The organism is Enterobacter sp. KB-221C9, assembly GCF_041320715.1.
Lineage (GTDB): Bacteria > Pseudomonadota > Gammaproteobacteria > Enterobacterales > Enterobacteriaceae > Enterobacter > Enterobacter asburiae_D.
The window spans coordinates 316,354-341,835 of the sequence record NZ_JBGIWG010000005.1 but is presented as its reverse complement, the minus strand read 5'-3'; the positions used below and the strand labels follow the sequence as shown (position 1 = coordinate 341,835).

Below are 25,482 nucleotides of genomic sequence, written 5' to 3'. Positions count from 1 at the left end.
AAAGTTTCTAAACCACTTTCCTAAGTCCATTCAGAGAGTTAAATCGAATATTTTTTGTGATCCACATCTCACTTTTACCCGTCCCTCTAAAGGGTTATAGCGCTACCATAAAGATGCATTTAATATGCATCTTATATTATTAATGACGAGGTAACTGCTATGGCCTTTCGCGACCAACCCCTTGGCGAGCTGGCGCTCTCCATTCCTCGCGCTTCTGCGCTGTTCCGTAAATACGATATGGATTACTGCTGCGGCGGTAAGCAAACCCTGGCGCGTGCGGCCTCACGCAAAGAGCTGGACGTTGAGGTGATTGAAGCAGAGCTGGCGCTGCTGGCCGAGCAGCCCGTCGACAAAGACTGGCGAACCGCCCCGCTCGCTGAAATCATCGACCATATCATCGTGCGATACCATGACCGTCACCGCGAACAGCTGCCGGAACTGATCCTGCAGGCAACCAAAGTCGAGCGCGTACATGCCGACAAACCTTCCGTACCGCGCGGTCTGGCGAAATACCTGACGATGCTGCACGAAGAGCTTTCCAGCCACATGATGAAAGAAGAGCAGATCCTCTTCCCGATGATTAAACAGGGAATGGGAAGCCAGGCGATGGGGCCTATCAGCGTGATGGAAAGCGAGCACGATGACGCGGGTGAACTGCTGGAGGTAATCAAACACACCACCCACAACTTCACGCCGCCGCCAGAAGCGTGCACAACGTGGAAAGCGATGTACAACGGCATTAACGAAACGATCGACGACCTGATGGAACACATCAGTCTTGAGAACAACGTTCTGTTCCCGCGGGCTTTAGCTGATAAATAAAAAAGCCCGGTGGCGCTAGCGCTTACCGGGCCTACAACGTCCTCGAACGTAGGCCGGGTAAGCGTCAGCGCCACCCGGCAACATGCTTAACGCATGCCTGCCATACGTTTCTTACCGATAAACACCCAGCCCAGCCCCAGCGCGATAAACCACAGCGGCGTCACGATGAGTGCCTGACGGGTATCATCTTCCAGCGTCAGCAGAACCAGCACGAAGACGAAGAACGCCATGCACACCCAGCACATCAGCTTGCCCAGCGGCATCTTGTAGATCGATTTTTCATGCAGGTGTGGACGCTGCTTGCGGTACACCAGGTATGAACAGAGGATGATGGTCCAGACGAACATAAACAGGATCGCAGAGACCGTGGTAATCATGGTGAACGCGCCAATCACGCTTGGGTTGACGTAGAGCATCACCACGCCGCCCAGCAGGCACATGCAGGAGAAGGTCAACCCTTTTGCCGGTACCGCACGCTTAGACAGCTTGGCGAACGCGCTTGGCGCCACGCCCTCCTGTGCCAGACCAAACAGCATACGGCTGGTGGAGAATACGCCGCTGTTGGCAGACGAAGCAGCAGAGGTCAGCACCACGAAGTTAATCAGGCTCGCGGCAGCAGGCAGGCCTACCAGCACGAACAGCTCAACGAACGGGCTCTTGGTTGGCACCACGGAACTCCACGGCGTCACGGACATAATGATGACCAGCGCGAAGACGTAGAACATGATGATACGAACCGGAATAGAGTTAATGGCGCGTGGGAGAGATTTCTCCGGATCTTTGGTCTCCGCCGCCGTGGTGCCCACCAGCTCAATGCCCACGAAAGCAAATACCGCGATCTGGAAGCCGGCAAAGAAGCCGCTGATGCCTTTCGGGAACCAGCCGCCGTCATTCCACAGATGGGTAAACGACGCCTGAACGCCCGTTGGCGACTGGAAGTGGGTGAGAACCATCACCAGACCCACAACGATGAGCCCGACAATCGCCACGATCTTGATCATCGCGAACCAGAACTCCATCTCACCGAACATTTTGACGGTGGCGAGGTTGAGGCTCAGCAGCAGGACAATGACCGCCAGCGAGGCGACCCAGTCCGACAGACCCGGGAACCAGAACTGCGCGTAGGCGGTAATCGCCACAACGTCCGCCATACCGGTGACGACCCAGCAGAACCAGTAGGTCCAGCCGGTGAAATAGCCCGCCCACGGCCCGAGCAGGTCAGAAGCGAAGTCGCTGAAGGATTTATATTCGAGGTTCGAGAGCAGCAATTCACCCATTGCACGCATCACGAAGAACAGCATAAAACCGATAATCATATAGACGAATATGATTGACGGTCCGGCGAGACTGATGGTTTTGCCTGAGCCCATAAACAGCCCGGTACCGATGGCACCCCCAATCGCAATGAGCTGAATATGACGGTTTGTGAGATTGCGCCGTAGCGACTGTTCAGACGACGCCTCTTCGTCGGCGACGACTTTGACCTGATCTACCATGTGATTTTTTCCTGTTTATGCCTGTCTGTGTTGTTAAGGCTCTTCTGGCCTTTAAATACGTCAAAAGATGACGTTCCCTTGTAAGGGCTAATCGATATTAGGTAAGAATCGGCGGGATGAATACTATGATTTAGATATTATGTTAATAATATGTTGAAAGTGAGTGTCATATCACTCATACAGCGCGAAACAGCTCACAAAAATACACGCAACAGTTTCGTTTGCAAGATAAAATGTTGATAGCGTCGTAACTGTAGGTTTTTAAACTATTTTCCTCTCCCCAACCGGGGAGAGGAAATAAGAAAAGTCGATTACAGAATTTCCAGCAGCTCGACTTCAAAGACCAGGGTGCTGAATGGCGGGATGGACGCGCCAGCGCCGCGCTCGCCGTAGGCCAGGTTATGCGGAATAGTCAGTTCCCATTTAGAACCGACCGGCATCAGGGTCAGGGCTTCAATCCAGCCTGCGATGACGCCATTCACAGGGAATTCAGCCGGTTCGCCGCGCGCCACGGAGCTGTCGAAGACGGTACCGTCAATCAGCTTACCGGTGTAGTGTACGCGAACGTGGTCGGTACGTGCCGGGATTGCGCCGTCGCCCTGATTGATCACGCGGAATTGCAAACCAGACTCGGTGCTGTTCACGCCTTCACGCTCGCGGTTCTCTTCCAGATATTTCACACCTTCGGCGGCCATCTCTTCAAAGCGCGCACGACGCACGGCGTCAGCACGTTCGTGGATTTCACGCAGCGCACGGTGCACGACGTCAACCGGAACGGCAGGCTGTTTGCCTTCCAGCGCGTCAGCGATACCCGCCACCAGCGCTTCTGGTAACAGACCTTCCAGGCCGGATTCGCTCAGCTGCTGTCCTACCTGCAAGCCGATACCGTAACTTGCCTGCGCTTCGATAGTGTCAAAAGTCGGGGTGGTCATGGGTTTTCCTTCCATCACATTTAAAGTAGCGGGCAGCATATCAGCCATGCCCTTATGGGTAAAACTTTGTCTGAAGTTAAGGTGACAAACCGCGACGAAACAGAAACAATAGAGATAACCAGGATTAATCCCGAACTGATGTCACGGATGTCGGGTTTACTACGCCGTTCAGGCAGTTAGCAAACTATACTTCGGGACACAGGATAAAAAATACGCGGAGCAGGAGGAGTGCCATGCCCGGGCGATTTGAACTGAAACCTACCCTGGCGAAAATCTGGCAGGCGCCGGACAATTTTCGCATCATGGACCAGCTGCCTCCTCTGCATCGCAGAGGGATCATCATTGGCGCGCTGATGGTGATCGTGGGCTTCCTGCTGCCTTCCGGGGGCGATGATGTTGATACCGCACCCGTTACCCGCAATGCCCAACTGGACATTCAGTCGCAGACGCGGCCGCAGCCTGACGCACAGCCGATGCAGACGCAGCTCGTCACCCCGTCTAACGATCCGGGTCAGGTCGCGCCGGTTGAGCCAGAGCCCATTCAGGATGAACAGCCGCAGGATCAAGCCGCCGCCCCGTCTCAGCCTCAGGCGCAACAGCCCACCGGCATTGAGCAACAGTGGCGTTCCTATCGCGTAGAGCCGGGCAAAACTCTGGCGCAGCTGTTCCGGGATCACAACCTGCCGCCAACCGACGTCTATGCCATGGCGAAGGTGGAAGGTGCAGGTAAACCGCTCAGTAATCTGCAGAATGGTCAGATGGTGCAGATCCGCCAGAATGCCAGCGGGGTGGTGACAGGGTTAACGATCGATACCGGAAATGGTCAGCAGGTGCTGTTTACCCGTCAGACCGACGGCAGTTTTATTCGCGCACGCTAGTTCTGTAGGCCGGGTAAGGCGTAGCCGCCACCCGGCACACTGTTCTCAGGCACTCCGCTTGTTCACCCACCAAATCCCCGAGCAGACCAGCACCAGCGCAACCGCATATTTGATATCCAGAATATTTTCCCCGAGGAAAATGGCGGATAGTACTGTGCCTGCCACCGGCACAACGAAGTTAAACGGCGCAATCATACTGACTCGGTTGACTTTCAGCAGCATGCTCCACAGCGCAAAGGCTACGGATGAGAGCAGCGTCAGATATCCCAGCACGGCGATGGCCTTCATACTGTGCACTTCCAGCGTTCCGCCAGTCGCATATCCGCCCCCCACCAACACCAGCCCGCCGATAGCCAGCTGCCAGCCGGTCATCACCGTTGGGTCGACGGTCTGGGAGATGCGTTTTCCGTACAGCGTGGCAGCGGAGAGAATAAAAGCAGCCAGCACCACAAAGCCGTCACCATTCCAGACAAACTGGAAATCGCTTAACCCACTGTGGAAGTTCACCAGCATTACCCCGGCAAACCCGAGAATACAGCCCAGCGTTTTGTTATAGCTGAGTTTGTCGTTGTGGTAGATAAAGTGCGCCAACAGAACGCTGAAGAAGGTTCCAGTGGCGTTCATGATTGAACCATTCACCCCCGTCGTGTAGGCCAAGCCTATATAGAAGAACGTGTACTGAATGGTCGTCTGGGTCAGCCCGAGGATGGTGAGCTGGCCAAACTGCTTGGGCGTAAGCCTGCCAATCGGTTTTCGCTGGGCCAATGCAAACAGCAGCAACAACACACCGGCAAACAGGAAACGATATCCGGCAAACACCACCTTCGATGGAATATCATCGGTTGCGATCTGGAAAAGCTCATAACCACTTTTAATGGCCGGGTAGGAGCTACCCCAGAGTAGACAGCAGAGCGTGGCGCAGGCATAGGCCACATTTCGACGAGCAAAGACAGGCGTGGGCAGAGCGGTATCCATGACAAATCTCATAAATAAAATTGCGTTTCAATTTATTGTCAGAGAATGCGACAGTAATAGCTACCATACAAGAAGAAATGATGAATTCTGGTCTCCCAGAAAAGCAAAACGCCGGCACAAGGCCGGCGTTTCAACGTGAGCAGAGTAAAAAATTACTCAGCTACAACGTTAACAACCAGTTTAGCGAACACTTCGCTGTGAACCTGGAAGTCAACTTCGTGCTCACCAGTGGTACGCAGAACGCCGTTCGGCAGACGAACTTCGCTCTTAGCCACTTTAACGCCTGCTGCAGAAACTGCATCAGCGATATCGCGGGTACCGATGGAACCGAACAGTTTACCTTCGTCGCCAGATTTAGACGCGATGGTAACGGTGCCCAGTGCGTTGATTGCTTCAGCGCGAGCATTAGCAGCCGCCAGAACGTCAGCCAGTTTGGCTTCCAGTTCAGCGCGACGTGCTTCGAAAAACTCTACGTTTTTCTTAGTAGCTGGAACAGCTTTACCCTGTGGAACCAGGAAGTTACGTGCGTAACCCGCTTTAACGTTAACCTGATCACCCAGGCTGCCCAGGTTTGCTACTTTATCAAGCAGAATAACTTGCATTACCTTATCCTCTTAAAGTCGTATTAATGGACCGTGCCCGATTACTGATGACGATCAGTGTACGGCAGCAGAGACAGGTAGCGAGCGCGTTTGATAGCGCGAGCCAGCTGACGCTGGTATTTTGCACGAGTACCGGTGATACGGCTTGGGACAATCTTACCGCTTTCGGTGATGTAGTTTTTCAGCGTTGCGATATCTTTATAGTCGATCTCTTGAACGCCTTCCGCGGTGAAACGGCAGAACTTGCGACGACGGAAATAACGTGCCATATGGCTAGTCTCCAGAATCTATCAAATCAATCTGCTCGGCATGCAGAACCATTTTGCTCAGGCCGTTCTTTGCCTTGTGGCAAGAGATGAACCCCTGAACGATTACTGCGCTACCGACCGTTAAACTGTGAGTAATGGCCTGGTTTTCGTGTCCGCTAATAATAACGGGCATTTGGCACCACGCCTGCCGGTGAAACCCGGCTTCCTCTTGCACAGAACGATGCTCAAGCACGAACTGGCAATGCGGAATTCCTGATGGACTGACCTTTCGAAGGGGAGCCCTGCATACGATGCCGGACAACGCCAGACGGTTGGTCATCAGAAATTACTCTTCAGAATCCCCAGCATCAGAATCATCTGCGGTTTCGTTTGCGAAATCATCGCGACGCTCACGGCGCTCGTCTTTCGCTTTAACCATCGGAGATGCTTCGGTAACTGCGTTTTTGGTACGCATAACCATGCTGCGGATAACGGCATCGTTGAAGCGGAAGGTAGTTTCCAGCTCATCGATCACTTCCTGCGGTGCTTCAACGTTCATCAGAACGTAGTGTGCTTTGTGCAGTTTGTTGATCGGGTAAGCCAGCTGACGGCGGCCCCAGTCTTCCAGACGGTGGATCGTACCTTCTGCACCAGTGATGGCAGCAGAGTAACGCTCGATCATACCCGGAACCTGTTCGCTCTGGTCAGGATGGACCATAAAAACGATTTCGTAATGACGCATCGAATTGCTCCTTACGGATTATTCAGCCTCCTGTCTGGGTCAGCCGAGGCCCGGGGAGGCAAGGAACGTGTTAAAGGTCGGCTGAAAAATTGACGCGTCATAATACTTGCGCGCCCCTGGAAACTCAAGCTGATTGCACAAATAATTCGCACAAAGCGCGAAGCGGGTCTAAGTGGGTGATTTAAAATTGGTCACACCCGGAAGAGCTGTTTTTTTGAACAACTGCATCAGAAATGGTCACGCATCCCCGCCGGATGAGTGATTACACTTTAATCAGAGATCACCTGAATCAAAGAAGGAGCATCCCCCCTCTCGCAGCACGTAGTCGTGGAGCGCATATCATGAAAAAAATCGCATTAGCCATAATGGCGGCGCTTTTGCTCAGTGCAAACGCGATGGCAGCCATCAAGATAGACAGCCGACAGGCCAGAAACATGGATGATGTGCAAAGCTTGGGCGTAATTTACATCAATCATAATTTCGCCACGGAAAGTGAAGCAGATCAGGCATTAAACGAAGAAACCGATGCGCAGGGCGCAACCTATTACCACGTGATGTTAACCCGTGAGCCCGGCAGCAACGGCAATATGCACGCCAGTGCAGATATTTACCGATAATGCTTTAACGCTAGCACCAGGAAAGCCAACAACGAGAACATAGCCATAGTTGACGTTGCCCCCTGCCCGGGGGCTTTTTTTGGTGAATGGCTCCGGAATACCACCGGTTACAACTGTTTTTCGGTATTCCAGAGCACTTATTCACTTCTGCCCGTAGTAGGCATTCGGGCCGTGCTTGCGCATGAAATGCTTGTTCATCAGGTAGTCATCAATGCCCTGAAGCTGTGGGTTGATGCCGCGAGCAATCCACGCCATGCGCGCCACTTCCTCCATGACGACCGCATTATGGACGGCGTCGTGGGCATCTTTCCCCCAGGAGAACGGACCGTGCTGATAGACCACAATACCCGGCGTATGCAGCGGCTCACATTCTCCCAGCGTGTCGATAATCACCTTTCCGGTATTGAGCTCGTATTCGCCTTCCACTTCATCCTGCGTTAATGCACGCGTGCAGGGGATGTCGCCAAAGAAGTAGTCCGCGTGGGTCGTGCCCAGCGCCGGGATGGGCAGCCCCGCCTGTGCCCAGGCCGTCGCGTGCGTGGAGTGGGTATGCACCACGCCGCCAAGGGACGGATAACGCCGGTACAGCGCCAGATGGGTTGCGGTATCTGATGAAGGACGCCATTTGCCGTCAACGACATGCCCTTCGAGATCCACCACCACCATATCTTCAGCTTTCATGGTGTCATACGCCACACCGCTCGGCTTGATCACTACCAGACCTTGCTCGCGATCGATCGCGCTCACGTTGCCCCAGGTGAACGTGACCAGACCATAGCGCGGCAGATCCATGTTGGCTTCAAAGACCTGCTGTTTAAGCTTAAGCATGTTCAGCCTCCAGCAGTCCCGCCCGCGCCATACGTTCGCGCACCCAGTCCCGCGCCTTCGCCACTTCCGCAGCCGGATCGTCCGACGTCTCGCTCCACATCTCAATCAGGTAAGGCCCGCAATAACCTGTCTGTTTGAGCGTTTCGAAGCACCGTTCGAAATCCACCACCCCGGTGCCGAACGGAACATTTTTGAATACGCCTGGACGGGTATCTTTGACGTGCACCGCCACGATATGACCGACGCCCGCCTGCAGCTCCATCTGTACGTCGTTATCCCATGCCGACAGGTTGCCGATATCGGGATAAAGCTGGAACCACGGGTTATTGAGATAGTGCGCGTAGCCCAGCGCCTTACTGATGGAGTTCATCAACGGATAGTCCATGATCTCCATCGCCAGCGTGACCTGCGCGCGGCTTGCCATCTCAACGCTCTCTTTCAGGCCGTCGCGGAAACGACGGCGCGTTTCATCGTTGGCTTCCTGATAGTAAACGTCATAACCCGCCAGCTGGATCACGCGGATACCGACATCCTGCGCAAAGCGGATGGCTTTACGCATGATCTCCAGCCCCTGCGCGCGTACGGCATCATCTTCGCTGCCGAGCGGAAAACGGCGGTGGGCGCTCAGGCACATGGACGGCACGCGCACGCCCGTTTCAGCAATGGCGCTCACCAGTGCGAGCCGCTGTTCACGGCTCCAGTCGAGGCGAGAGAGACGCTCGTCCGTTTCATCCACGGACATTTCGACAAAATCGAAACCCAGCTCTTTTGCCAGCTGTAACCGCTCCAGCCAGCACTCCCCCGCAGGGAGTGCCTTTTCATAGATGCCAAGCGGGACCTGTTTTGACAACATACCCGCTCCTTAGCCCCAAAGCTGAGCGATTGAGCGTTTGAACTGACGCGCCGCTTCCACCGGGGACGCCGCATCACGAATGCTACGACCGGCAATAAAGACGTGAATTGGAATGCCCTGGAACAGCGGCAGATCTTCCAGCGCCAGCCCGCCGGTGACGGTCACTTTGAAGCCCATATCCGCCAGACGTTTAATCGCGCTGATATCCGCGTCGCCCCACGCCACGCCTGCGGCCTGCGCATCACGGCTACGGTGGTAAACCACCTGCTGAATGCCTGCATCGCGCCATTCTTGCGCCTGTTCCCAGGTCCAGAAGCCGGTCAGCTCAATCTGTACGTCGCCGTTAAACTCTTTTGCCACGTCCAGCGCGCCTTTGGCGGTGTTGATATCCGCACAGCAGATCACGGTGACCCAGTCAGCATTCGCTTCGAAGCACATGCGGGAGAGGATTTTGCCTGCGTCGGCGATCTTGGCATCCGCCAGCACGATTTTATGCGGATAGAGCGCCTTCAGGTCGCGAACGGCGCGAACGCCTTCGCCCACGCACAGAATGGTGCCCACTTCGATGATGTCCACTTCTTCCGCGATCAGGCGGGTGGTTTCGTAAGCGTGGGACAGAGTTTGGTTATCCAGCGCAACCTGCAACATTGGTAATGACATGTTCAATTCCTCTTAGACTGCCGCCGCATTGGCGTTATCAATTAAATCCAGCACTTCCTGCTCGGTACGGCAGGCGCGTAAACGGTCGAAATTGGCTTCGTCATCAAACAGATTGACGATCTGCATGATGCCCACCTCCTGGTGGGTATTGGCATCCACGGCGGCCATGGTGATCAGGATGTCGACCGGGTCGTTATCTTCGTGGTTGAACACCAGCGGCGTTTTCAGCGTCACCAGCGCGAAGCCGGTTTTCTTCACGCCCTCTTCAGGGCGCCCGTGCGGCATTGCCAGCCCTGGCGCAATCACAAAATAAGGGCCGTGCTGCGCCACGCCATCAAGAATGGCCTGGTAGTAACGCGGCTCGACAACGTCAGCCTTAACCAGCAGATCCACGCTCAGCTTCACCGCTTCCTGCCAGGTGCTGGCCTCAGCCTGTAAAAGGATGGAGTTATTCTCTGCCAGCGAATCACGTAGTTTCATGTGGCGTCCTTACTTCACGTCTTGTGGGAAGTGCTCTTTGATCACTTCCAGCAGCTTTGGTCCGAAATCCGCAGGCGACAGCATGTTGCGCACGCCTACCACATATTTATTGCCTGACACGCTAATTTCGCCGGCGATATGGGTAGAGGCGATGATGATGTCCGCGCCGTTCAGTTCACTTTTGTATTCACCCACCGCGCAGCTGTTCACCGTGTGGTCGATGTTTGACTGGGTTAAAAACTGGTCCACTTTCATCTTCATGATCATGGAGCTGCCTTGCCCATTGCCACACACAGCCAGGATACGTACGGTCATAATCGAAACTCCTTAATGAGCAGACACTTCTGCTGTTTGTTTTTCCGCATCTTCTTCAGCTCGCAGCGAACGGCCAGCGAAGAACATATAAGCCAGAGCAATCAGGATGATGACGGCCATAAAGACCAGCCCGACGGAGGCAAAGCCCTGCATCATCGGCGGTGCCAGAATTGACCAGTCCGCCATGCCCATCCAGGCACTCATACCGGTGAGCTTGACCGCCCACACGCAACCGAAGATTTCAACCATGCCCATCACCAGGCAGATCTTGAGCGCTGCGCGCCAGCCGCCGAAGTGGTTAGCAAACACGCCGATGGTGGCGTTGGAGAAGAACATCGGGATAAAGCCAGGAATAATCAGGATTGAGGAGCCGCAGCCGACCAGGATGCCCACCGCAATCAGCTGACCGATGGTGCCCCACATAAAGCCCCAGACCACCGCGTTTGGCGCGAAGCTGTAGATAGCGGCACAGTCAATTGCCAGCACCGCACCGGGGATCAGGCGCTGTGAGATACCGTTGAAGGCTTCCGACAGTTCGGCGACGAACATGCGCACGCCCTGAGTAATGATGAAAATAGCCACTGCGAAGGAGAAGCCGGTTTGCAGGATATAGACCGTCCAGTGGGTTTTACCCGCCATCGCCTGTACAACGTCAATGCCGAAGGAGAGCAAAATGGCGCCGAAGAAGATGGTCATGACAATCGCCGTTGAAACGATGTTGTCGTGGAAGATATTCAGCCAGCCCGGCAGCTTGAGGTCTTCAACGCTCTCTTCTTTTTTGCCCAGGTACGGCGCAACTTTATAGGCAATCCAGGAGGCGAACTGCTGCTGGTGGCCGATGGAGAAACCGCAGCCGTCAGTCACTTCCTGGGTTGGCTTGTACATCATGTTGGAAGTGATACCCCAGTAGAGCGAAACCAGCACCGCGGTGCAGATAATCGTGGTCCACATTGGGTAGCCGAAGATATAGAGAGAAACCGCGATCAGCCCCGCCTGCTGGAACATGATATGTCCCGTCAGCATGATGGTGCGAATGCCGGTAATACGGCGCAGAAGAACGTAAATGATGTTCAGCGCCAGGGCGAGCAGAACCGCATAACCCACCCAGCTATAGGCATCACCCATGCGGTCGATGGTGGCCATCATTGATGCGTAGGTGTCAGAGATCGCACCGTTGATGCCATACACCTCAGACATTTTGGCGACGACCGGCTTGAAGGTGCTGGTCAGAATGCCTGACCCCGCCTGCAACAGCATGAAACCGATAATGGTTTTGATGGTGCCTTTAATAATCACACTGACGCTTTTGCGCAGCAGGATATAGCCCAGGCACGTCACGATACCCAGCAGCAGCGGGGCGTTGGTCATTACCTGATTAAAGAACACGGTAAAGACGTTGTAGAGGATCTCCATAACTCTCTCCAGAAATGAGAACACGAGGGGTAATCCCTGTGTGGTTGGTGCCACCACTCTATTAATCACAAATAATCACCACAAGATTGCATTTGATTATTTGTGACGTATCACGCAAATTATTTCCATGGTGTTAGTAATGATTTTCACTACCGTCAATAAAAAATGAATTAATCCTTATAATTCATGCAATTAATGATTAATACGAGATAGTTTAACAAGGTGCCCGATGATAGTCCGTGATGTCGAACAGATAAAATTACTCATTTTTGCCATTGCAAAGCACATCAAATGGTGCCAGCATTAATCACAACAAATCACCATGTGATTACTTTTGATTAAAACCAGGAGTCAAAACGATGAGTAAAGTGAACACCATCACCCGTGAGTCATGGATTCTGAGCACCTTCCCGGAGTGGGGCAGCTGGCTGAATGAAGAGATCGAGCAGGAACAGGTTGCTCCTGGCACGTTTGCAATGTGGTGGCTGGGCTGTACCGGTATCTGGCTGAAATCAGAGGGTGGCGCCAATATCTGCGTCGATTTCTGGTGCGGCACCGGCAAGCAGAGCCACGGCAACCCGCTGATGAAAAAAGGCCATCAGATGCAGCGCATGGCGGGCGTAGAAAAACTGCAGCCAAACCTGCGTACCACACCGTTTGTACTTGATCCGTTTGCCATTCGCCAGATCGACGCCGTCCTTTCTACTCACGATCACAACGATCATATCGACGTGAACGTGGCGGCAGCGGTGATGCAAAACTGCGCGGACGACGTGCCGTTTATCGGGCCACAGACCTGCGTGGATCTCTGGATTGGCTGGGGCGTGCCGAAAGAGCGCTGCATCGTGATGAAGCCTGGCGACGTCGTGAAAATCAAAGATATTGAAATCCATGCGCTGGATGCCTTTGACCGTACCGCATTGATTACCCTGCCAGCCGACCAGAAAGCCGCAGGCGTACTGCCGGACGGTATGGATGAGCGTGCGGTCAACTACCTGTTTAAAACCCCTGGCGGCTCCCTGTACCACAGCGGCGACTCTCACTACTCCAACTATTACGCGAAGCACGGCAACGAGCACCAGATTGACGTGGCGCTGGGCTCCTACGGCGAGAACCCGCGCGGCATTACCGACAAAATGACCAGCGCCGATATGCTGCGTATGGCGGAAGCGCTGAACACCAAAGTAGTCATTCCGTTCCACCACGATATCTGGTCAAACTTCCAGGCCGATCCGCAGGAAATCCGCGTGCTGTGGGAAATGAAAAAAGACCGCCTGAAGTATGGCTTCAAGCCGTTCATCTGGCAGGTCGGCGGCAAATTCACCTGGCCACTGGACAAAGATAATCTGGAATATCACTACCCACGTGGTTTCGATGATTGCTTCACCATTGAGCCAGACCTGCCGTTCAAATCCTTCCTCTGATTGTGCAGCCAAATCGCCAGACGTGATGTCTGGCGATGCCATATTTCTTTTAGTAATTTCACGCTATTTCAAATATCATCTTTTCAAATCAATTCTTATCGGAATAGCTCATGACGGAAGCGCAACGGCATCAAATTCTCCTGGAACTCCTGGCGCAAACCGGGTTTATCACCGTCGAGAAAGTGATCGAACGTTTAGGGATCTCCCCGGCAACGGCACGGCGAGACATTAACAAGCTGGATGAAAGCGGCAAGCTGAAAAAGGTCCGCAACGGTGCGGAAGCCATCAGCCAGCAACGCCCCCGCTGGACGCCGATGAATATTCATCAGGCGCAAAATCATGATGAAAAAGTACGGATCGCCAGAGCCGCGTCGCAGCTGGTGAATCCCGGCGAGAGCGTGGTCATCAACTGCGGCTCCACGGCGTTTTTGCTGGGTCGTGAAATGTGCGGTAAGCCGGTGCAAATCATCACCAACTACTTACCGCTCGCCAACTATCTCATCGATCAGGAGCATGAGAGCGTGGTGATCATGGGCGGGCAGTACAACAAAAGCCAGTCCATCACCCTTAGCCCTCAGGACAGCGAGAACAGTCTCTATGCCGGACACTGGATGTTCACCAGCGGCAAAGGCCTGACGGCGGATGGCCTGTATAAAACCGATATGCTGACCGCGATGGCGGAGCAAAACATGCTTAACGTTGTGGGCAAGCTCGTAGTGCTGGTCGACAGTAGCAAAGTGGGCGAGCGCGCAGGGATGTTATTCAGCCGTGCCGAACAGATCGACATGGTGATCACCGGTAAAAATGCCAACCCTGAGATCCTCCAGAAGCTGGAAGATCTGGGGGTGAAAGTCCTTCGCGTCTAAAGATGCTGGCGGAAAAACGCCACCGTGGCGTCCAGCGCCGTTGGCGTGATGCGGTGGCGGACGCCCGGTTCCCACAGACAGGTCAGATTACCGTCCAGACCTTCATTCATTAACGCCTGCTGCAGACGGAAGGTTCCCTCGGGCGGGACCACATCATCCGCGTCACCGTGCCACAGCAGCAGCGGGCGATCGGCCACGCGCGGCAATGCCCGGGTCACTTCCCACTCTTCCAGCGCCGCGGTCATTTCCGTTAAATCCTGAGGGGGAAAAAGCGTCCTCGCCAGCGAAGTAAAGTAGCCCGAGCCCATAAGACAGGCGACAGACTTCACTTCAGGATGATGCGTCATAATCCCCAGCGCCGTCATACCGCCCATTGATGCCCCGGCTACCGCCAGACGATTGTCGGCCACCAGCCCTGCCTCATGCAGCGCATCGCGCAGCCCGGCAAACTCGGTCAGACTCCCGTGCAGAATGTGCCAGAACTGCCCCAGCCGCGCCTGTTCATTGCCCATAAAGCGTGCGCCGTGGTCTGGTGCATCTGGCATCACCACGCGAAAACCCGCCTGCGCCAGCGCTACCGCAAAATAACTGTAAACCAGCTTCGATGAGGTAAACCCGTGATAAAAAACCACAACAGGCAGCGGTTTATCACGTTTACCCGCTGGCATCGCGTGTAAAATTTCATGGTCGCCGAGGTGGCGTATTTCAATTTCAATCATTGTCGACCCTGTGCGAATGTATGATTCATAATGTTGAGAACTGGGTTACGCTTTCACGTCATTTTCATTCGAAATATACGTCCCAGATAACACTTCGGGAACATTCCCCCAAAACTAAATTCACAGACAACTACACTATGGCTATCAGGAAACGAGATATGGTTATGCGCAGGTTTGCTGCTTTATTGCTGGTGTTTCTGCTGGGTGGCTGTAGCGCGCTGCAGGGAACGCCGCAACCCGCTCCACCGGTCGCCGATCATCCACAGGAGATTCGTCGTAATCAGACGGAAGGATTACAACGAATGGGCACCATCTCCGCGCTGGTTCGCGGCTCTCCGGATGACGCAGAATCGGCAATAAAAGCACAGGCCGTCGCCGCCAAAGCAGATTATTACGTCATCATAATGATCGACGAAACCATCATAACGGGACAGTGGTATTCACAGGCCATTTTGTACCGGAAATAATGGTTTTCCTTTGAACGAGATTTACACTGCTTTGCGTCCATAGACATTTTCCTGTCCACAATAAACTCCATGCCCGCGTCAATGGAAGGGAGTTTATTCGCGAAGGATTGCCCGGCGGATACCGGATATATGTGAAATGGAGCTGACGATGAAACGAACTCTTGCTTTGACCTCACTGTTGCTCTCAGCAGGCCTGGTGAGCACCACCGCGCAGTCAGCAGAATTCGCCAGTGCTGACTGTGTGACTGGCCTGAATGAAATTGGCCAGATCTCCGTGAACAATATCTCGGGGAGTCCGCAGGACGTTGAACGTGTCGTGGCATTAAAGGCCGATGAGCAGGGTGCTTCATGGTATCGCATCATCCAGATGCAGGAAGATAACCATATCGACCACTGGCGGGTACAGGCCATTCTTTACGCGTAATCTCCCTCCTGATAAAAGCCACTTATTTTTAGTGGCTTTTCGTTTTTGCAAATTTTTTATCTTATATAAAACCAATAAAGAACAATAAAATAACATTTTGTTACATTAATTCAGTAAACGTAATCCCCGCTCTGCCGTTGAAGAACCATACCTTTTCAATGATGAGCAATTTATGATCAACGTTTTTCGCCGCGCAGGCCTGGGTGCGAAGCTGTCACTGCTTACGGGCGTCAGTGTCGCCACGCTGTTTCTGCTTTTCACTTTTCTGCTCAGCCAAAAAGCCAGCCAGCAGCTTGAAGCCCTTGCGGTAGAAGATCTGCATAATCAGTCCACCGGCATGGTCGACATGGTGCAGATGTTTAACACCAGCCTGAGTGAAGAGGTTGAGAGCTATACCCGTCTGTTCACCACCTTTTTACCGCAGCCCCTGAACATTGATACTTCCCAACCCCAGACGATTAACGGGCTCAGCGTTCCGCTTCTGAAAGGTGGCGAAACCGGGCTGCATGAAAATAACACCCTGTCAGACGAGTTCCTGAACCGTACGGGAGCCATTTCGACGCTGTTTGTACGCAGCGGTAACGACTTTGTTCGCGTAGCCACTTCCCTGCGCAAAGAGAACGGCGAGCGCGCAATGGGTACCGTTCTGGATAACGCCAGCCCCGCCTTTGCCGCCGTCAACAAAGGTGAAGTCTACCGCGGCCTGGCGCTGCTGTTTGGCAAACGCTACATCACCCAGTACCAGCCCGTGAAAAACGCCGAAGGACAGGTCATAGCGATCGTCTTTGTCGGGGTGGACATCACCCACTCCTGGAACGTGATGCGCGAGAAAATCCTCAACCGCCGCCTGGGCGAGAGCGGTCACTTCTTTGTGCTGGATCGCAGCAACGGCAAAACGCGCGGGCAATACCTGTTCCACGCCAGCGAAGAGGGAAAACTGCCGAAGTGGGACGGCGCGACGCAGCAGCAGCTTCTGAGTGATAAACCCGGCACGCTGGAGCGCGTAAGCGACGACGGTCGCACGCTGAAAATGGCCTATACCCCGCTGCCGGGCTGGAACTGGACTATCGTAGGCGAAGTGGATAAATCGGTGCTGCTCTCAAGCGTCACCGCCATGCGCGATCGCTTCCTGCTGGCCGGCGTGGTCTTATCCATCCTTTTTGCTGGCCTGTTCGTGGTCCTGATTCGCCGCGTGCTGACCCGGCCACTGCGCAATGTGATCCACCTTGCCCGGCAATATGCCGCAGGGGATCTCCGTTCCAGCCTGCCCGTGACGCGCCAGGACGAAGTCGGCCAGCTGATCGACGCTATCAACGGCATCGGCGGCGGCCTGCAAAAAATTGTGCTGCAGGTCCGTGAAGCCGCAGGCGAGATCCATTCAGGCACCAACGCGCTGGCCTCAGACACCGGCGAGATTTCAGAGCAGATCAACAAGCAGGCCAGCAGCGTGGAAGAGACGTCCGCCAGCATGGAGCAGCTGGCCGCCACCGTGCAGCAAAATGCCGCCAACATGGAGCAAACGCAGCAGCTGGTGGGTGAAACCTCGCTCGCGGTTCATCAGGGCGGTGAGACGGTCACCCACGCGGTGTCGACCATGGATGACATTCGCGAAGCGTCAAAACGCATCGAAGACATCACGCGCGTGATTGAGTCCATTGCTTTCCAGACCAATATTCTGGCGCTGAATGCGGCAGTGGAAGCGGCTCGCGCAGGCGAGCACGGAAAAGGATTTGCGGTAGTCGCCCAGGAAGTTCGCGCGCTGGCGGGACGCAGCGCTAACGCGGTGAAGGAGATTGAACAGCTGATTGGCGATACGCTCAGAAAAGTGAGTGAGGGCCATGCGCTGTCCGAACAGACGCGCCTGGCGATGGATGACATCATCATTCATATCGATAACATCAGCCAGCTGGTCACCGAGATTAACCATGCCTCACGCGAGCAGTCCGCCGGGATCGGCCAGGTGAACCTCGCCATGACCCATATTGGCGAAGCATCGCATATTAATGCCGATCGCATCTCACGCAGCGAGCAAACGGCTCAAACGCTGCGCGAGAAGGGTTCACACCTGACTCAGCTGGTGAGTCTGTTCCAGCTAAAAGGCTAGCCGACTCTGCCCGTGGCGCGCAGCAGCAGGTCACTTTGCACCTGCTCGCTCATCAGCGTACCGCCACGGGTGTCCAGCATCATGCGGCACCACGCCTGCGCCACCGGGGGCGACGCGTGCCGCAGCATCTGGCTCCCGGTACCGAGCAAGAAAATCTGCTGCGCGATCTCCCGCCCCTGCGCCTCCTGCGGTTTACGCAGTTTTTGCTGCAGCTGTCGCCAGCTGCGGTCGAAGTGTCTATCCTGCCCTTTCACCTGCGCAAATTCGTCGGCAAGCAGATCGTGAATACCCGGCTGCTTCGCCAGCACGCGCAGAACGTCCAGGCACATGATATTCCCCGATCCTTCCCAGATGCTGTTGACCGGCATCTCGCGATACAGGCGGGGGAGTTCGCTCTCTTCGCAATATCCGATCCCACCCAGCACCTCCATCGCCTCCGCGACAAACGGGATGCCCGCTTTGCACACGCTAAATTTCGCCGCCGGGGTAAACAGCCGCGCCCAGGCGGCCTCATGCGGATCGGCACGCTTGTCCCACGCCCGGGCCAGGCGGAACAGCAGCGCCGTGTGCCCCTCCAGAACCAGCGCCATCCGGCTTAGCACTTCGCGCATTAGCGGCTGATCGATGAGATTTTTGCCGAAGGTTTGACGCTGATGCGCATGATAAAGCGCCACGGACAGCGCCCGACGCATGAGTCCGTGGCTGCCCAGCGCGCAGTCGAAGCGCGTCAGACCGCCCATTTTAAGGATTTGTCGAACGCCTTCACCCTCTTCTCCCAGCAGCCAGCCGGAGGCATCAAGAAACTCAGCCTCGCTGCTGGCGTTGGAGCGGTTCCCGAGCTTGTCCTTGAGGCGCTCGAGCCTGACGGCGTTGCGCTGTCCGTCAGGCAAAAATCGCGGCACAAAAAAGCAGGATAGCCCGCCTTTCGCCTGGGCCAGCACCAGATGCGCATCGCTTTGCGGGACGGAGAAAAACCATTTATGCCCCACCAGGCGGTAGCTGCCGTCGCTGCATTTTTCCGCTTTGGTGGTGTTGCTGAGCACGTCCGAGCCGCCCTGCTTTTCCGTCATCCCCATGCCGATCAGCAGGCCGCGCTTTTGCGCGCCGGGGGCCAGATGCGGATCGTAGCGATCGCTGAGCAGCGGCGTGAGCCAGTCGTGAAATATTTTGGGGAGCGCCTGCTGCAGCAGCGGCGTGGCGGCGAACGTCATGGTGACCGGGCAAAGCGTGCCCGCCTCTACCTGCGCATGAAGCACAAAGCGTGCCGCCCGAGCGACAAACGCCCCTTTACGCGCCTCCTCTTCCCACGCCAGGTTATGTACGCGGTTGGCACAGAGTCCCTGCATCAGCAGGTGCCATGCCGGGTGAAAGCGGACGTCGTCCAGCCGCTCCCCGGAGGCGTCATAACGGAGTAGCTCCGGTGGATTAACGTTTGCCAGCCTGCCCAGCTCCAGCGACTCCGCCGTACCCAGCTGCTGACCAATGCTGGCGAGAAGTTCGATATCCCACTCGGCCCCTTCACGCGCGACCGCATCGCGCAGGGCGCAGTCCGAGAGGAAAAGGTTGCTGTTGGAAAGCGGTGCAGGTTGATTGAAAACGGTATGGGTCTGCCAGTGCATGCTGTCTCCCTCCTTCAGTGGCAATGACGATAAGTATGGACAGACCGCGCACGCGCTGCATGGGAGGGGAGTCACACGTTCACGATCCCGCTGATATCATTCGTGAAATAGCTCACAGAACATAAGAATAAACTATTTCATCACTTCGCTTTTGTTGAATAATTTATTCTTACCCTTTTCAGTGAGGATCGTTATGCAACCGGATGCGCACAAGCGAGCATTAATTGCAGGCTCCATTGGTAACTTTATCGAGTGGTATGAGTTTGCGGTCTACGGTTTTCTGGCGACCGTCATTGCGAAAAACTTCTTCCAGCTTGAAGGAGAAGCGGGGCTTACCAGCCTGATCCTCACCTACGCCTCGTTTGCCATCGCCTTTTTCTTCCGCCCGCTGGGTGCGGTGGTGTTTGGCCGCATCGGCGACCGGATTGGCCGTAAGCCGACGCTAATCATTGTGCTGGTGCTGATGACGCTCGCGACCGCCGCCATCGGCGTTGTGCCAGTCTATGCCAGCATCGGGATTGCCGCGCCGCTCATTATTACGCTGCTGCGCATCCTGCAGGGGCTGTTCGCGGGCGGCGAGTACGGCGGTGCGGTCTCGCTGATGACGGAGTTCGCCCCGCGCGGCAAGCGTGGGCTCTATGGCGCGTGGCAGTCCTTTACCGTGGCGCTGGGGCTATTAGCGGGCGCAGGCATCGTGGCGCTGCTCTCCTCCCTCCTTACGCCTGAAGCCCTGCACGACTGGGGCTGGCGCATTCCTTTCTTCCTGGCGCTGCCCATGGGCGTTGTGGCGCTGTGGCTTCGCGTCAGCATGGAGGAGACGCCCAGCTTCGTGCAGCAGCAGGATAAACCGGCTGTCGCTCAGGCGGATACAGCCGCCACGCTCAGGGCCATCGTGATGGGGATTGGGCGCGTAATGGTCTGGTCTGCGGCGGGGTACACTTACCTGGTGATTATGCCGACCTATCTGCAGTCGGCGCTGCACACCGGGTTTAACCAGGCGCTGCTGATAGCGGTGATTTCGAATATTGGTTTTGCACTCACCATCATTCCGTCGGGGATCCTGAGCGACCGGATCGGGCGCCGCGCGGTGATGATTATCGCCACCGCGCTGCTGCTGATCCTCGCCCTTCCGCTGCTGAAAATCCTCCAGGCGGAGTCGAGCACCCTGGCGGTGAAGGCTGGTGTGGTACTGATTGCGGGCGGTCTGGTAGGCATGCTGGCGGGCCCGGGCCCGGCGATGCTATCTGAGATGTTCCCGACGCGCGTGCGCTATACGGGACTGGGGCTGGCCTACTCTTTGTCGAACGCGATTTTCTCGGGATGCGCAGGGTTAATCATTACCGGGCTGATTAAGCAGACGGGCAACCTGGATATTCCGGCGTATTACGTCATGGCGACGGCGGTAGTGAGTATTTTCGCGCTGATGACGCTGAGAAAGGATGACCATTTGCGGTCGTTAGAGGAGTGAGGTTAATGCCCGGTGGCGCTGCGCTTACCGGGCCTACGGTACCGTGCCTTTGTAGGCCGGGTAAGGCGAAGCCGCCACCCGGCACAACAGGCTACCCGCGCTGACGTACCGCTTCAAACAGGCAGATACCCGTCGCTACAGAAACGTTCAGGGACGACACGCTGCCCGCCATCGGGATGCTAATTAGCTCGTCGCAGTGCTCGCGGGTCAGACGACGCATGCCTTCGCCTTCCGCACCCATCACCAGCGCCAGTCGGCCGGTCATTTTGCTCTGGTACAGAGTATGATCCGCTTCACCGGCGGTACCGACGATCCAGATGTTCTCTTCCTGCAGCAGACGCATGGTGCGCGCCAGGTTAGTCACGCGGATCAGCGGAACGTTTTCCGCCGCGCCGCAGGCCACTTTCTTCGCCGTCGCGTTCAGCTGTGCAGAGCGATCTTTCGGCACGATCACCGCGTGCACGCCCGCCGCATCGGCGCTACGCAGGCACGCGCCGAGGTTATGCGGATCGGTAACGCCATCGAGGATCAGGAAGAACGGGTTATCCAGCTCGGCAATCAGATCCGGCAGATCGTTTTCCTGATACTGACGGCCCGGCTTCACGCGAGCAATAATGCCCTGGTGCACCGCACCTTCACTTTTCTCATCCAGGAACTGGCGGTTCGCCAGCTGGATCACCACGCCCTGTGCTTCCAGCGCGTGGATCAGCGGCATCAGACGCTTATCTTCACGCCCTTTCAGAATAAAGACTTCCTGAAAACGCTCCGGTGCGCGCTCGAGAAGGGCCTGCACCGCGTGGATGCCGTAAATCATTTCACTCATTGAACTTACTCGTTTTAGGCGGTGTGCGCCGGGTTAAATTGGGTCGTGATAGAGATCGCTTGCGCCTATTATAACCGACCCGGCGTTCAAATCGACCCTGACAGTTTTTACCCGTTGGCAACCACGCGCGTTTCCTCCTCCTTTACGGGATGGGCGGGCAAAATGGCATCCATCAGATAGCGCGTATACTCATGCTGAGGCGCACTAAAGAGTTGCGCCGTCTCGCCCTGTTCAACCAGCGATCCCCGGTACATCACCCCGACCCTGTCCGCTATGTGCCTGACAACGTTAAGATCGTGGGAAATAAAGAGATAGGCCAGCCCATGCTCCTTCTGTAACCGCATAAGCAGATTCAGGATCTGCGACTGAATGGAGACATCAAGCGCGGAAACCGGCTCATCGCAAACAATCAGTTTCGGCTTCAGTATCAGCGCCCGGGCAATACCGATCCGTTGACGCTGGCCGCCAGAAAACTCATGCGGATAACGGGCGGCATCCTGGGGACGCAGGCCAACCTGCTCGAGTATATGAGTCACCTGCGCTTTTCGATTGCCTATGCCGTGAATCGTCAGCGGCTCTTCAAGGCTATAACCCACGGTGCGTTTAGGGTCGAGCGACGAGAGGGGATCCTGAAAAATCATCTGCATGTCACGGCGCACGCTGCGCCATCCTGCGGTATTCAGTCCCGTCAGCGATCGGCCTTCAAACGCGACGTCGCCTGCATTGGCTGCGGTTAGCCCCAGCACAAGACGGCCGATGGTGCTCTTACCGCTGCCAGACTCACCGACCAGCGCCCAGGTTTCACCCGCGTTCAGGGTAAAGCTGACGTTATCCACCGCATGCACCGATTGCCCACGTCGATGGAATATTTTCGACAAATTGTTCACGCTTAATAAGGGTATCGTCATCCAGCCGCTCCTGTCTCCTCGGCCCGCCAGCAGCGAACCAGCTGTGCCTTGTATCCCACCGCCTGCAGCTCGGGGGCCTGCGCGCGACAGCGGGGTTGCGCCAGCGGGCAGCGATCGGCGTAGGTACATCCTGAAGGAAATGCATGCAATGAAGGTACCTGACCACTGATTTCGGCCAGCGGTGTTTTGGAAGGATGATCCGCCGAAGGACGAGCGGCCAGCAGCGCACGGGTATAAGGATGGCGCGGTTGTTCAAAGAGCGTATGAACATCCGTCTCTTCCACAACCTGTCCGGCATACAGTACGACCACGCGCTGGCAAAGCCGCGCCACGACGCTTAAATCGTGGGTGATAATGACAATCCCCATGCCCGTCTGCTGCTTAAGTTCGTCGAGTAAATCGAGGATCTGCGCCTGAATGGTGGCATCCAGCGCCGTAGTCGGTTCGTCAGCAATCAGCAGCGAAGGAGAGGTCGCAATGGCCATGGCGATCATTACGCGCTGACGCATTCCGCCTGAAAGCTCATGCGGCCAGGCATTGGCGCAGCGGGCAGGATCGGCAATACCAACCTGGGTCAACAGGCCGATCGTTTTCTGCTGACGCAGGGCGCGGTTCAGAGAGGTATGCAGCCGCAGGCTTTCATCAATTTGAGCACCAATGGTCATCACCGGATTAAGGCTGGCGAGCGGATCCTGAAAAATCATCGCCATCTCTCGCCCACTCCGTTGACGACGTACTTTTGCCGACAGCGAGTGGAGCGCTCTCCCCCCGAGAATGACCTCACCCTCGACCCGGCTGGTGCGGGATGAAAGCAGTCCCATTAACGCCTGAGCAGTCACACTCTTGCCGCAGCCTGATTCCCCGATGATGCCGAGAGTTTCATGGGTATTTACCCGAAAAGAAACGCCGCGCACCGGAGAGACAACGCCCATTCTCGTCGCGAAGGTAACCTCAAGGTTATTGACCTCAAGTAAGGCTTCAGCCATGGCGTCCTCCTTGTTTAAGCAGACGCAACACGCGGCGAGGCAAAGGTTTAAGGCCCGGGTCAGCACTGTCTCGCAGGTCATCGCCAATAATATTTAAACCGAGGATCAGCAACACAATGGCAATCCCCGGAAAGAAGGTCATCCACCAGGCGGTGAAGATCACGGCCTTTCCTTCGAGCAATAAATTGCCCAGGCTTGGCATCGGGGCTGGCACGCCAGAACCGAGAAAGCTCAAGGCTGCTTCGGTAAGAATGGCCACCGAAAACACCCAGCTTACCTGCACGATAAACGGCGAGATAACGTTAGGCAAAAGGTGCAGCCAGATAATGCGCGAGGCACCTGCGCCCTGCGCGCGCAGGGCTTCAATAAAGTTCTTCTCTTTGATCACCATGGCCGCCCCCCGGATCACCCGCGCAACCGACGGCACGTAGACCAACGATAGCGCCAGCACCACGTTGGCGATATTCGGTCCGAGCACGCCGACAATGGCGATCGCCAGTAGCAAAGACGGAAAGGCAAAAAGACCATCACAGACGCGCATCAGGATCCTGTCTACCGGACGATACCAGGCGCACAGTAGCCCGACGATCATCCCCGTCACGCCTGCTATTACCGCTACCGCTGCGCCCACCGAAAGCGACACGCGCACCGCCAGCGCCACACGGACAAAAAGATCCCGCCCGAAGTTATCGGTGCCGAACCAGTGTTCCGTAGAGGGAGGGGTCAACCGGCTTAACGGATCGAGGCTGTAGGGATCGTAAGGGCTTACCAGGCTTGCAAAAAATGACAGCAGCACAATGGCGGCCAGCACGGCGGGCCAAATTAAAAGCGCCGGATTTCTGAAGGTCATCATTTTTCCCCTCCGTCGACGGACAGACGCGGATCGGCAATATAGTTCAGAAGATCCACTGCCAGGTTGATCAACACGTAGCAAATGGTGATCAGCAGCACCACGCCCTGGATCACCGTCACGTCACGCCGCTCGATCGAATCGACAATGAGCGATCCCACGCCGGGAATACCGAACACGCTTTCGATCACGATCGTGCCGGCTATCAGCGACGCGAAGGATTCACCGCAGATGGTCAGTATGGGGATCAGGCTGTTTTTGAGCGTGTGCCGTAAAAGCACAAGCCACTCCGGGACCCCTTTTGCCCGTGCAGTGTTGATAAAAGGCTCTTGCAATACATCCAGCATCACGGCACGGGTCATGCGGGCAATCAGTGCGGCGATGCGCAGCCCCAGCGCGATAGCAGGTAAGGTCAGGTACCAGACGTTAAGCCAGAAATCATCGTTGGTAGAGCGATACCCCACCACCGGAAACCAGCGCAGCTGAACGGCAAAGAAGAAGATGAGGACGAGGCCAAGCAAAAAACCCGGAACCGACATGCCAAGAGTCGCCAGCATACGAATGATGCGATCCGTGATGCCGCCATGTTGCCAGGCGCTTATCACGCCCCCCGCCAGCCCCAGAATGAGCGCAATGAGTTGAGCATAGAATGCCAGCGCCAGCGTCGGCGTCAGGTGCTGTAAAAATAGCGACATAACGCTGGTATTTAAAAACAGGGAATGGCCCAAATCCCCGGTCAGGATCTCGCCAAACCAGCTGAAGAACTGCACCAGCAGGGGCCGATCCAGCCCCATCTGCTGGCGCAGCGCAGCAATATCCTGAGGACTGGCATCATTCCCCAGGATCACCAGCGCCGGATCGCCCGGCGCGAGATGAATCAAGCAAAACACCACTACCGACACCACCAGCAGTACCGGCAGAAGTGCCAGCAGGCGGTGAAAAAGGTATCTTCTCATCGCCTTC

29 protein-coding genes are annotated in these 25,482 nt (G+C 55.7%); 9 read left to right on the top strand and 20 right to left on the bottom strand.

Translation table 11 applies throughout. The features are described from left to right. Positions 1-159 precede the first annotated feature (159 nt). Entirely contained in the window at positions 160-822 is a 663-nt protein-coding gene (gene ytfE / locus AB8846_RS09960; protein ID WP_370732611.1) for an iron-sulfur cluster repair protein YtfE, read from the top strand. Between the two features lie 86 nt (positions 823-908). Here the strand turns inward: ytfE and cycA are convergent, their stop codons facing one another. Together cycA and fklB are read right to left on the bottom strand one after the other, a co-directional pair. Beyond that, positions 909-2,318 carry a D-serine/D-alanine/glycine transporter gene (cycA, locus tag AB8846_RS09955; protein WP_032662435.1) on the bottom strand — a complete coding sequence of 470 codons (1,410 nt, stop codon included), beginning with the start codon at positions 2,316-2,318 and terminating at the stop codon, positions 909-911. 311 nt (positions 2,319-2,629) lie between these two features. Continuing rightward, a complete protein-coding gene (gene fklB / locus AB8846_RS09950) occupies positions 2,630-3,250 on the bottom strand; it encodes an FKBP-type peptidyl-prolyl cis-trans isomerase (RefSeq protein ID WP_008502892.1) in 621 nt (206 codons plus the stop codon). Between the two features lie 233 nt (positions 3,251-3,483). On the opposite strand from fklB, the gene AB8846_RS09945 reads away from it, so the two are divergent. Further along, complete coding sequence (locus AB8846_RS09945) at positions 3,484-4,128, top strand: LysM-like peptidoglycan-binding domain-containing protein (protein WP_370732610.1); 645 nt, start codon at positions 3,484-3,486, stop codon at positions 4,126-4,128. A gap of 45 nt (positions 4,129-4,173) precedes the next feature. On the opposite strand, the gene AB8846_RS09940 is transcribed toward AB8846_RS09945, so the two are convergent. The 5 genes from AB8846_RS09940 to rpsF all read right to left on the bottom strand — a co-directional run bounded on the left by AB8846_RS09940 (position 4,174) and on the right by rpsF (position 6,695). Next, on the bottom strand, positions 4,174-5,103 hold the full coding sequence (locus tag AB8846_RS09940; protein ID WP_370732609.1) for a DMT family transporter: 930 nt from the start codon (positions 5,101-5,103) through the stop codon (positions 4,174-4,176). A gap of 152 nt (positions 5,104-5,255) precedes the next feature. Continuing rightward, positions 5,256-5,705: a 50S ribosomal protein L9 gene (rplI, locus tag AB8846_RS09935; RefSeq protein ID WP_023310148.1), complete on the bottom strand. Its 450-nt coding sequence runs from the start codon at positions 5,703-5,705 to the stop codon at positions 5,256-5,258. 41 nt (positions 5,706-5,746) lie between these two features. Then, positions 5,747-5,974 (bottom strand): 30S ribosomal protein S18, encoded by a 228-nt coding sequence (rpsR, locus tag AB8846_RS09930; protein ID WP_000135199.1) that lies wholly within the window; start codon positions 5,972-5,974, stop codon positions 5,747-5,749. Positions 5,975-5,978: 4 nt separating this feature from the next. Beyond that, positions 5,979-6,293, bottom strand: coding sequence for a primosomal replication protein N (priB, locus tag AB8846_RS09925; RefSeq protein WP_008502895.1), 315 nt, complete (start codon positions 6,291-6,293; stop codon positions 5,979-5,981). Positions 6,294-6,299: 6 nt separating this feature from the next. Continuing rightward, positions 6,300-6,695 carry a 30S ribosomal protein S6 gene (gene rpsF, locus AB8846_RS09920; protein WP_014068637.1) on the bottom strand — a complete coding sequence of 132 codons (396 nt, stop codon included), beginning with the start codon at positions 6,693-6,695 and terminating at the stop codon, positions 6,300-6,302. Between the two features lie 341 nt (positions 6,696-7,036). On the opposite strand from rpsF, the gene yjfY reads away from it, so the two are divergent. Next, a complete protein-coding gene (yjfY, locus tag AB8846_RS09915) occupies positions 7,037-7,312 on the top strand; it encodes a DUF1471 family protein YjfY (RefSeq protein WP_010427445.1) in 276 nt (91 codons plus the stop codon). A gap of 141 nt (positions 7,313-7,453) precedes the next feature. Here yjfY and AB8846_RS09910 read toward each other — a convergent pair whose 3' ends face one another. From AB8846_RS09910 to ulaA, 6 genes are read right to left on the bottom strand one after another with little or no spacing between them, the layout of a single operon-like run. Then, positions 7,454-8,140, bottom strand: a complete 687-nt coding sequence (locus tag AB8846_RS09910; RefSeq protein ID WP_370732608.1) for an L-ribulose-5-phosphate 4-epimerase — start codon at positions 8,138-8,140, stop codon at positions 7,454-7,456. After that, a complete protein-coding gene (locus AB8846_RS09905; RefSeq protein ID WP_063144078.1) occupies positions 8,133-8,993 on the bottom strand; it encodes an L-ribulose-5-phosphate 3-epimerase in 861 nt (286 codons plus the stop codon). Before AB8846_RS09905 ends, AB8846_RS09910 begins: the two co-directional genes overlap by 8 nt. A 9-nt stretch (positions 8,994-9,002) precedes the next feature. Then, complete coding sequence (gene ulaD / locus AB8846_RS09900) at positions 9,003-9,653, bottom strand: 3-keto-L-gulonate-6-phosphate decarboxylase UlaD (RefSeq protein WP_063144079.1); 651 nt, start codon at positions 9,651-9,653, stop codon at positions 9,003-9,005. Between the two features lie 12 nt (positions 9,654-9,665). Beyond that, the gene (gene ulaC, locus AB8846_RS09895; protein WP_023334264.1) at positions 9,666-10,133 is read right to left on the bottom strand and encodes a PTS ascorbate transporter subunit IIA; all 468 of its coding nucleotides are present in this window, start codon (positions 10,131-10,133) and stop codon (positions 9,666-9,668) included. 9 nt (positions 10,134-10,142) lie between these two features. Further along, positions 10,143-10,448, bottom strand: a complete 306-nt coding sequence (gene ulaB, locus AB8846_RS09890) for a PTS ascorbate transporter subunit IIB (protein WP_003856022.1) — start codon at positions 10,446-10,448, stop codon at positions 10,143-10,145. A 12-nt stretch (positions 10,449-10,460) separates the two neighbouring features. Beyond that, positions 10,461-11,861, bottom strand: a complete 1,401-nt coding sequence (ulaA, locus tag AB8846_RS09885) for a PTS ascorbate transporter subunit IIC (RefSeq protein WP_059354757.1) — start codon at positions 11,859-11,861, stop codon at positions 10,461-10,463. Positions 11,862-12,220: 359 nt separating this feature from the next. Between ulaA and ulaG the strand changes: the two genes are divergently transcribed. Next, entirely contained in the window at positions 12,221-13,285 is a 1,065-nt protein-coding gene (gene ulaG / locus AB8846_RS09880; protein WP_010427455.1) for an L-ascorbate 6-phosphate lactonase, read from the top strand. A 110-nt stretch (positions 13,286-13,395) separates the two neighbouring features. After that, positions 13,396-14,151 carry an HTH-type transcriptional regulator UlaR gene (gene ulaR / locus AB8846_RS09875; protein WP_252043993.1) on the top strand — a complete coding sequence of 252 codons (756 nt, stop codon included), beginning with the start codon at positions 13,396-13,398 and terminating at the stop codon, positions 14,149-14,151. On the opposite strand, the gene yjfP is transcribed toward ulaR, so the two are convergent. After that, entirely contained in the window at positions 14,148-14,870 is a 723-nt protein-coding gene (yjfP, locus tag AB8846_RS09870) for an esterase (protein ID WP_370732606.1), read from the bottom strand. The two genes, ulaR and yjfP, sit on opposite strands and share 4 nt — an antisense overlap. Positions 14,871-15,007: 137 nt before the next feature. On the opposite strand from yjfP, the gene bsmA reads away from it, so the two are divergent. From bsmA to AB8846_RS09855, 3 genes are all read left to right on the top strand, one after another. Further along, positions 15,008-15,337 (top strand): biofilm peroxide resistance protein BsmA, encoded by a 330-nt coding sequence (bsmA, locus tag AB8846_RS09865; RefSeq protein WP_331413629.1) that lies wholly within the window; start codon positions 15,008-15,010, stop codon positions 15,335-15,337. 148 nt (positions 15,338-15,485) lie between these two features. After that, a complete protein-coding gene (yjfN, locus tag AB8846_RS09860) occupies positions 15,486-15,761 on the top strand; it encodes a DUF1471 family protease activator YjfN (protein ID WP_154816129.1) in 276 nt (91 codons plus the stop codon). Positions 15,762-15,933: 172 nt separating this feature from the next. After that, entirely contained in the window at positions 15,934-17,865 is a 1,932-nt protein-coding gene (locus AB8846_RS09855; protein WP_063144084.1) for a methyl-accepting chemotaxis protein, read from the top strand. Here the strand turns inward: AB8846_RS09855 and AB8846_RS09850 are convergent. Continuing rightward, positions 17,862-19,484 (bottom strand): isovaleryl-CoA dehydrogenase, encoded by a 1,623-nt coding sequence (locus tag AB8846_RS09850; RefSeq protein WP_370732605.1) that lies wholly within the window; start codon positions 19,482-19,484, stop codon positions 17,862-17,864. The genes AB8846_RS09855 and AB8846_RS09850 overlap by 4 nt on opposite strands. A gap of 193 nt (positions 19,485-19,677) precedes the next feature. On the opposite strand from AB8846_RS09850, the gene AB8846_RS09845 reads away from it, so the two are divergent. Further along, entirely contained in the window at positions 19,678-20,952 is a 1,275-nt protein-coding gene (locus AB8846_RS09845) for an MFS transporter (RefSeq protein WP_370732604.1), read from the top strand. 91 nt (positions 20,953-21,043) lie between these two features. Here AB8846_RS09845 and rlmB read toward each other — a convergent pair whose 3' ends face one another. The 5 genes from rlmB to AB8846_RS09820 form a co-directional block, all read right to left on the bottom strand. Next, entirely contained in the window at positions 21,044-21,775 is a 732-nt protein-coding gene (gene rlmB, locus AB8846_RS09840; protein ID WP_023334255.1) for a 23S rRNA (guanosine(2251)-2'-O)-methyltransferase RlmB, read from the bottom strand. 107 nt (positions 21,776-21,882) lie between these two features. Further along, complete coding sequence (locus AB8846_RS09835) at positions 21,883-22,683, bottom strand: ABC transporter ATP-binding protein (RefSeq protein ID WP_063144087.1); 801 nt, start codon at positions 22,681-22,683, stop codon at positions 21,883-21,885. Then, the gene (locus AB8846_RS09830) at positions 22,680-23,669 is read right to left on the bottom strand and encodes an ABC transporter ATP-binding protein (RefSeq protein ID WP_370732603.1); all 990 of its coding nucleotides are present in this window, start codon (positions 23,667-23,669) and stop codon (positions 22,680-22,682) included. The genes AB8846_RS09835 and AB8846_RS09830 overlap by 4 nt, the downstream gene beginning before the upstream one ends. Beyond that, positions 23,662-24,522 (bottom strand): ABC transporter permease, encoded by an 861-nt coding sequence (locus AB8846_RS09825; RefSeq protein WP_331413632.1) that lies wholly within the window; start codon positions 24,520-24,522, stop codon positions 23,662-23,664. Before AB8846_RS09825 ends, AB8846_RS09830 begins: the two co-directional genes overlap by 8 nt. Next, a complete protein-coding gene (locus tag AB8846_RS09820; RefSeq protein WP_370732602.1) occupies positions 24,519-25,475 on the bottom strand; it encodes an ABC transporter permease in 957 nt (318 codons plus the stop codon). Before AB8846_RS09820 ends, AB8846_RS09825 begins: the two co-directional genes overlap by 4 nt. Positions 25,476-25,482: the final 7 nt, after the last annotated feature.

What these genes read in the sequence shown, in the direction of transcription:
- ytfE (WP_370732611.1), top strand. Translation starts at nt 160, where the DNA reads ATGGCCTTTCGCGACCAACCCCTTGGCGAGCTGGCGCTCTCCATTCCT.
- cycA (WP_032662435.1), bottom strand. Translation starts at nt 2,318, where the DNA reads ATGGTAGATCAGGTCAAAGTCGTCGCCGACGAAGAGGCGTCGTCTGAA.
- fklB (WP_008502892.1), bottom strand. Translation starts at nt 3,250, where the DNA reads ATGACCACCCCGACTTTTGACACTATCGAAGCGCAGGCAAGTTACGGT.
- AB8846_RS09945 (WP_370732610.1), top strand. Translation starts at nt 3,484, where the DNA reads ATGCCCGGGCGATTTGAACTGAAACCTACCCTGGCGAAAATCTGGCAG.
- AB8846_RS09940 (WP_370732609.1), bottom strand. Translation starts at nt 5,103, where the DNA reads ATGGATACCGCTCTGCCCACGCCTGTCTTTGCTCGTCGAAATGTGGCC.
- rplI (WP_023310148.1), bottom strand. Translation starts at nt 5,705, where the DNA reads ATGCAAGTTATTCTGCTTGATAAAGTAGCAAACCTGGGCAGCCTGGGT.
- rpsR (WP_000135199.1), bottom strand. Translation starts at nt 5,974, where the DNA reads ATGGCACGTTATTTCCGTCGTCGCAAGTTCTGCCGTTTCACCGCGGAA.
- priB (WP_008502895.1), bottom strand. Translation starts at nt 6,293, where the DNA reads ATGACCAACCGTCTGGCGTTGTCCGGCATCGTATGCAGGGCTCCCCTT.
- rpsF (WP_014068637.1), bottom strand. Translation starts at nt 6,695, where the DNA reads ATGCGTCATTACGAAATCGTTTTTATGGTCCATCCTGACCAGAGCGAA.
- yjfY (WP_010427445.1), top strand. Translation starts at nt 7,037, where the DNA reads ATGAAAAAAATCGCATTAGCCATAATGGCGGCGCTTTTGCTCAGTGCA.
- AB8846_RS09910 (WP_370732608.1), bottom strand. Translation starts at nt 8,140, where the DNA reads ATGCTTAAGCTTAAACAGCAGGTCTTTGAAGCCAACATGGATCTGCCG.
- AB8846_RS09905 (WP_063144078.1), bottom strand. Translation starts at nt 8,993, where the DNA reads ATGTTGTCAAAACAGGTCCCGCTTGGCATCTATGAAAAGGCACTCCCT.
- ulaD (WP_063144079.1), bottom strand. Translation starts at nt 9,653, where the DNA reads ATGTCATTACCAATGTTGCAGGTTGCGCTGGATAACCAAACTCTGTCC.
- ulaC (WP_023334264.1), bottom strand. Translation starts at nt 10,133, where the DNA reads ATGAAACTACGTGATTCGCTGGCAGAGAATAACTCCATCCTTTTACAG.
- ulaB (WP_003856022.1), bottom strand. Translation starts at nt 10,448, where the DNA reads ATGACCGTACGTATCCTGGCTGTGTGTGGCAATGGGCAAGGCAGCTCC.
- ulaA (WP_059354757.1), bottom strand. Translation starts at nt 11,861, where the DNA reads ATGGAGATCCTCTACAACGTCTTTACCGTGTTCTTTAATCAGGTAATG.
- ulaG (WP_010427455.1), top strand. Translation starts at nt 12,221, where the DNA reads ATGAGTAAAGTGAACACCATCACCCGTGAGTCATGGATTCTGAGCACC.
- ulaR (WP_252043993.1), top strand. Translation starts at nt 13,396, where the DNA reads ATGACGGAAGCGCAACGGCATCAAATTCTCCTGGAACTCCTGGCGCAA.
- yjfP (WP_370732606.1), bottom strand. Translation starts at nt 14,870, where the DNA reads ATGATTGAAATTGAAATACGCCACCTCGGCGACCATGAAATTTTACAC.
- bsmA (WP_331413629.1), top strand. Translation starts at nt 15,008, where the DNA reads ATGGCTATCAGGAAACGAGATATGGTTATGCGCAGGTTTGCTGCTTTA.
- yjfN (WP_154816129.1), top strand. Translation starts at nt 15,486, where the DNA reads ATGAAACGAACTCTTGCTTTGACCTCACTGTTGCTCTCAGCAGGCCTG.
- AB8846_RS09855 (WP_063144084.1), top strand. Translation starts at nt 15,934, where the DNA reads ATGATCAACGTTTTTCGCCGCGCAGGCCTGGGTGCGAAGCTGTCACTG.
- AB8846_RS09850 (WP_370732605.1), bottom strand. Translation starts at nt 19,484, where the DNA reads ATGCACTGGCAGACCCATACCGTTTTCAATCAACCTGCACCGCTTTCC.
- AB8846_RS09845 (WP_370732604.1), top strand. Translation starts at nt 19,678, where the DNA reads ATGCAACCGGATGCGCACAAGCGAGCATTAATTGCAGGCTCCATTGGT.
- rlmB (WP_023334255.1), bottom strand. Translation starts at nt 21,775, where the DNA reads ATGAGTGAAATGATTTACGGCATCCACGCGGTGCAGGCCCTTCTCGAG.
- AB8846_RS09835 (WP_063144087.1), bottom strand. Translation starts at nt 22,683, where the DNA reads ATGACGATACCCTTATTAAGCGTGAACAATTTGTCGAAAATATTCCAT.
- AB8846_RS09830 (WP_370732603.1), bottom strand. Translation starts at nt 23,669, where the DNA reads ATGGCTGAAGCCTTACTTGAGGTCAATAACCTTGAGGTTACCTTCGCG.
- AB8846_RS09825 (WP_331413632.1), bottom strand. Translation starts at nt 24,522, where the DNA reads ATGATGACCTTCAGAAATCCGGCGCTTTTAATTTGGCCCGCCGTGCTG.
- AB8846_RS09820 (WP_370732602.1), bottom strand. Translation starts at nt 25,475, where the DNA reads ATGAGAAGATACCTTTTTCACCGCCTGCTGGCACTTCTGCCGGTACTG.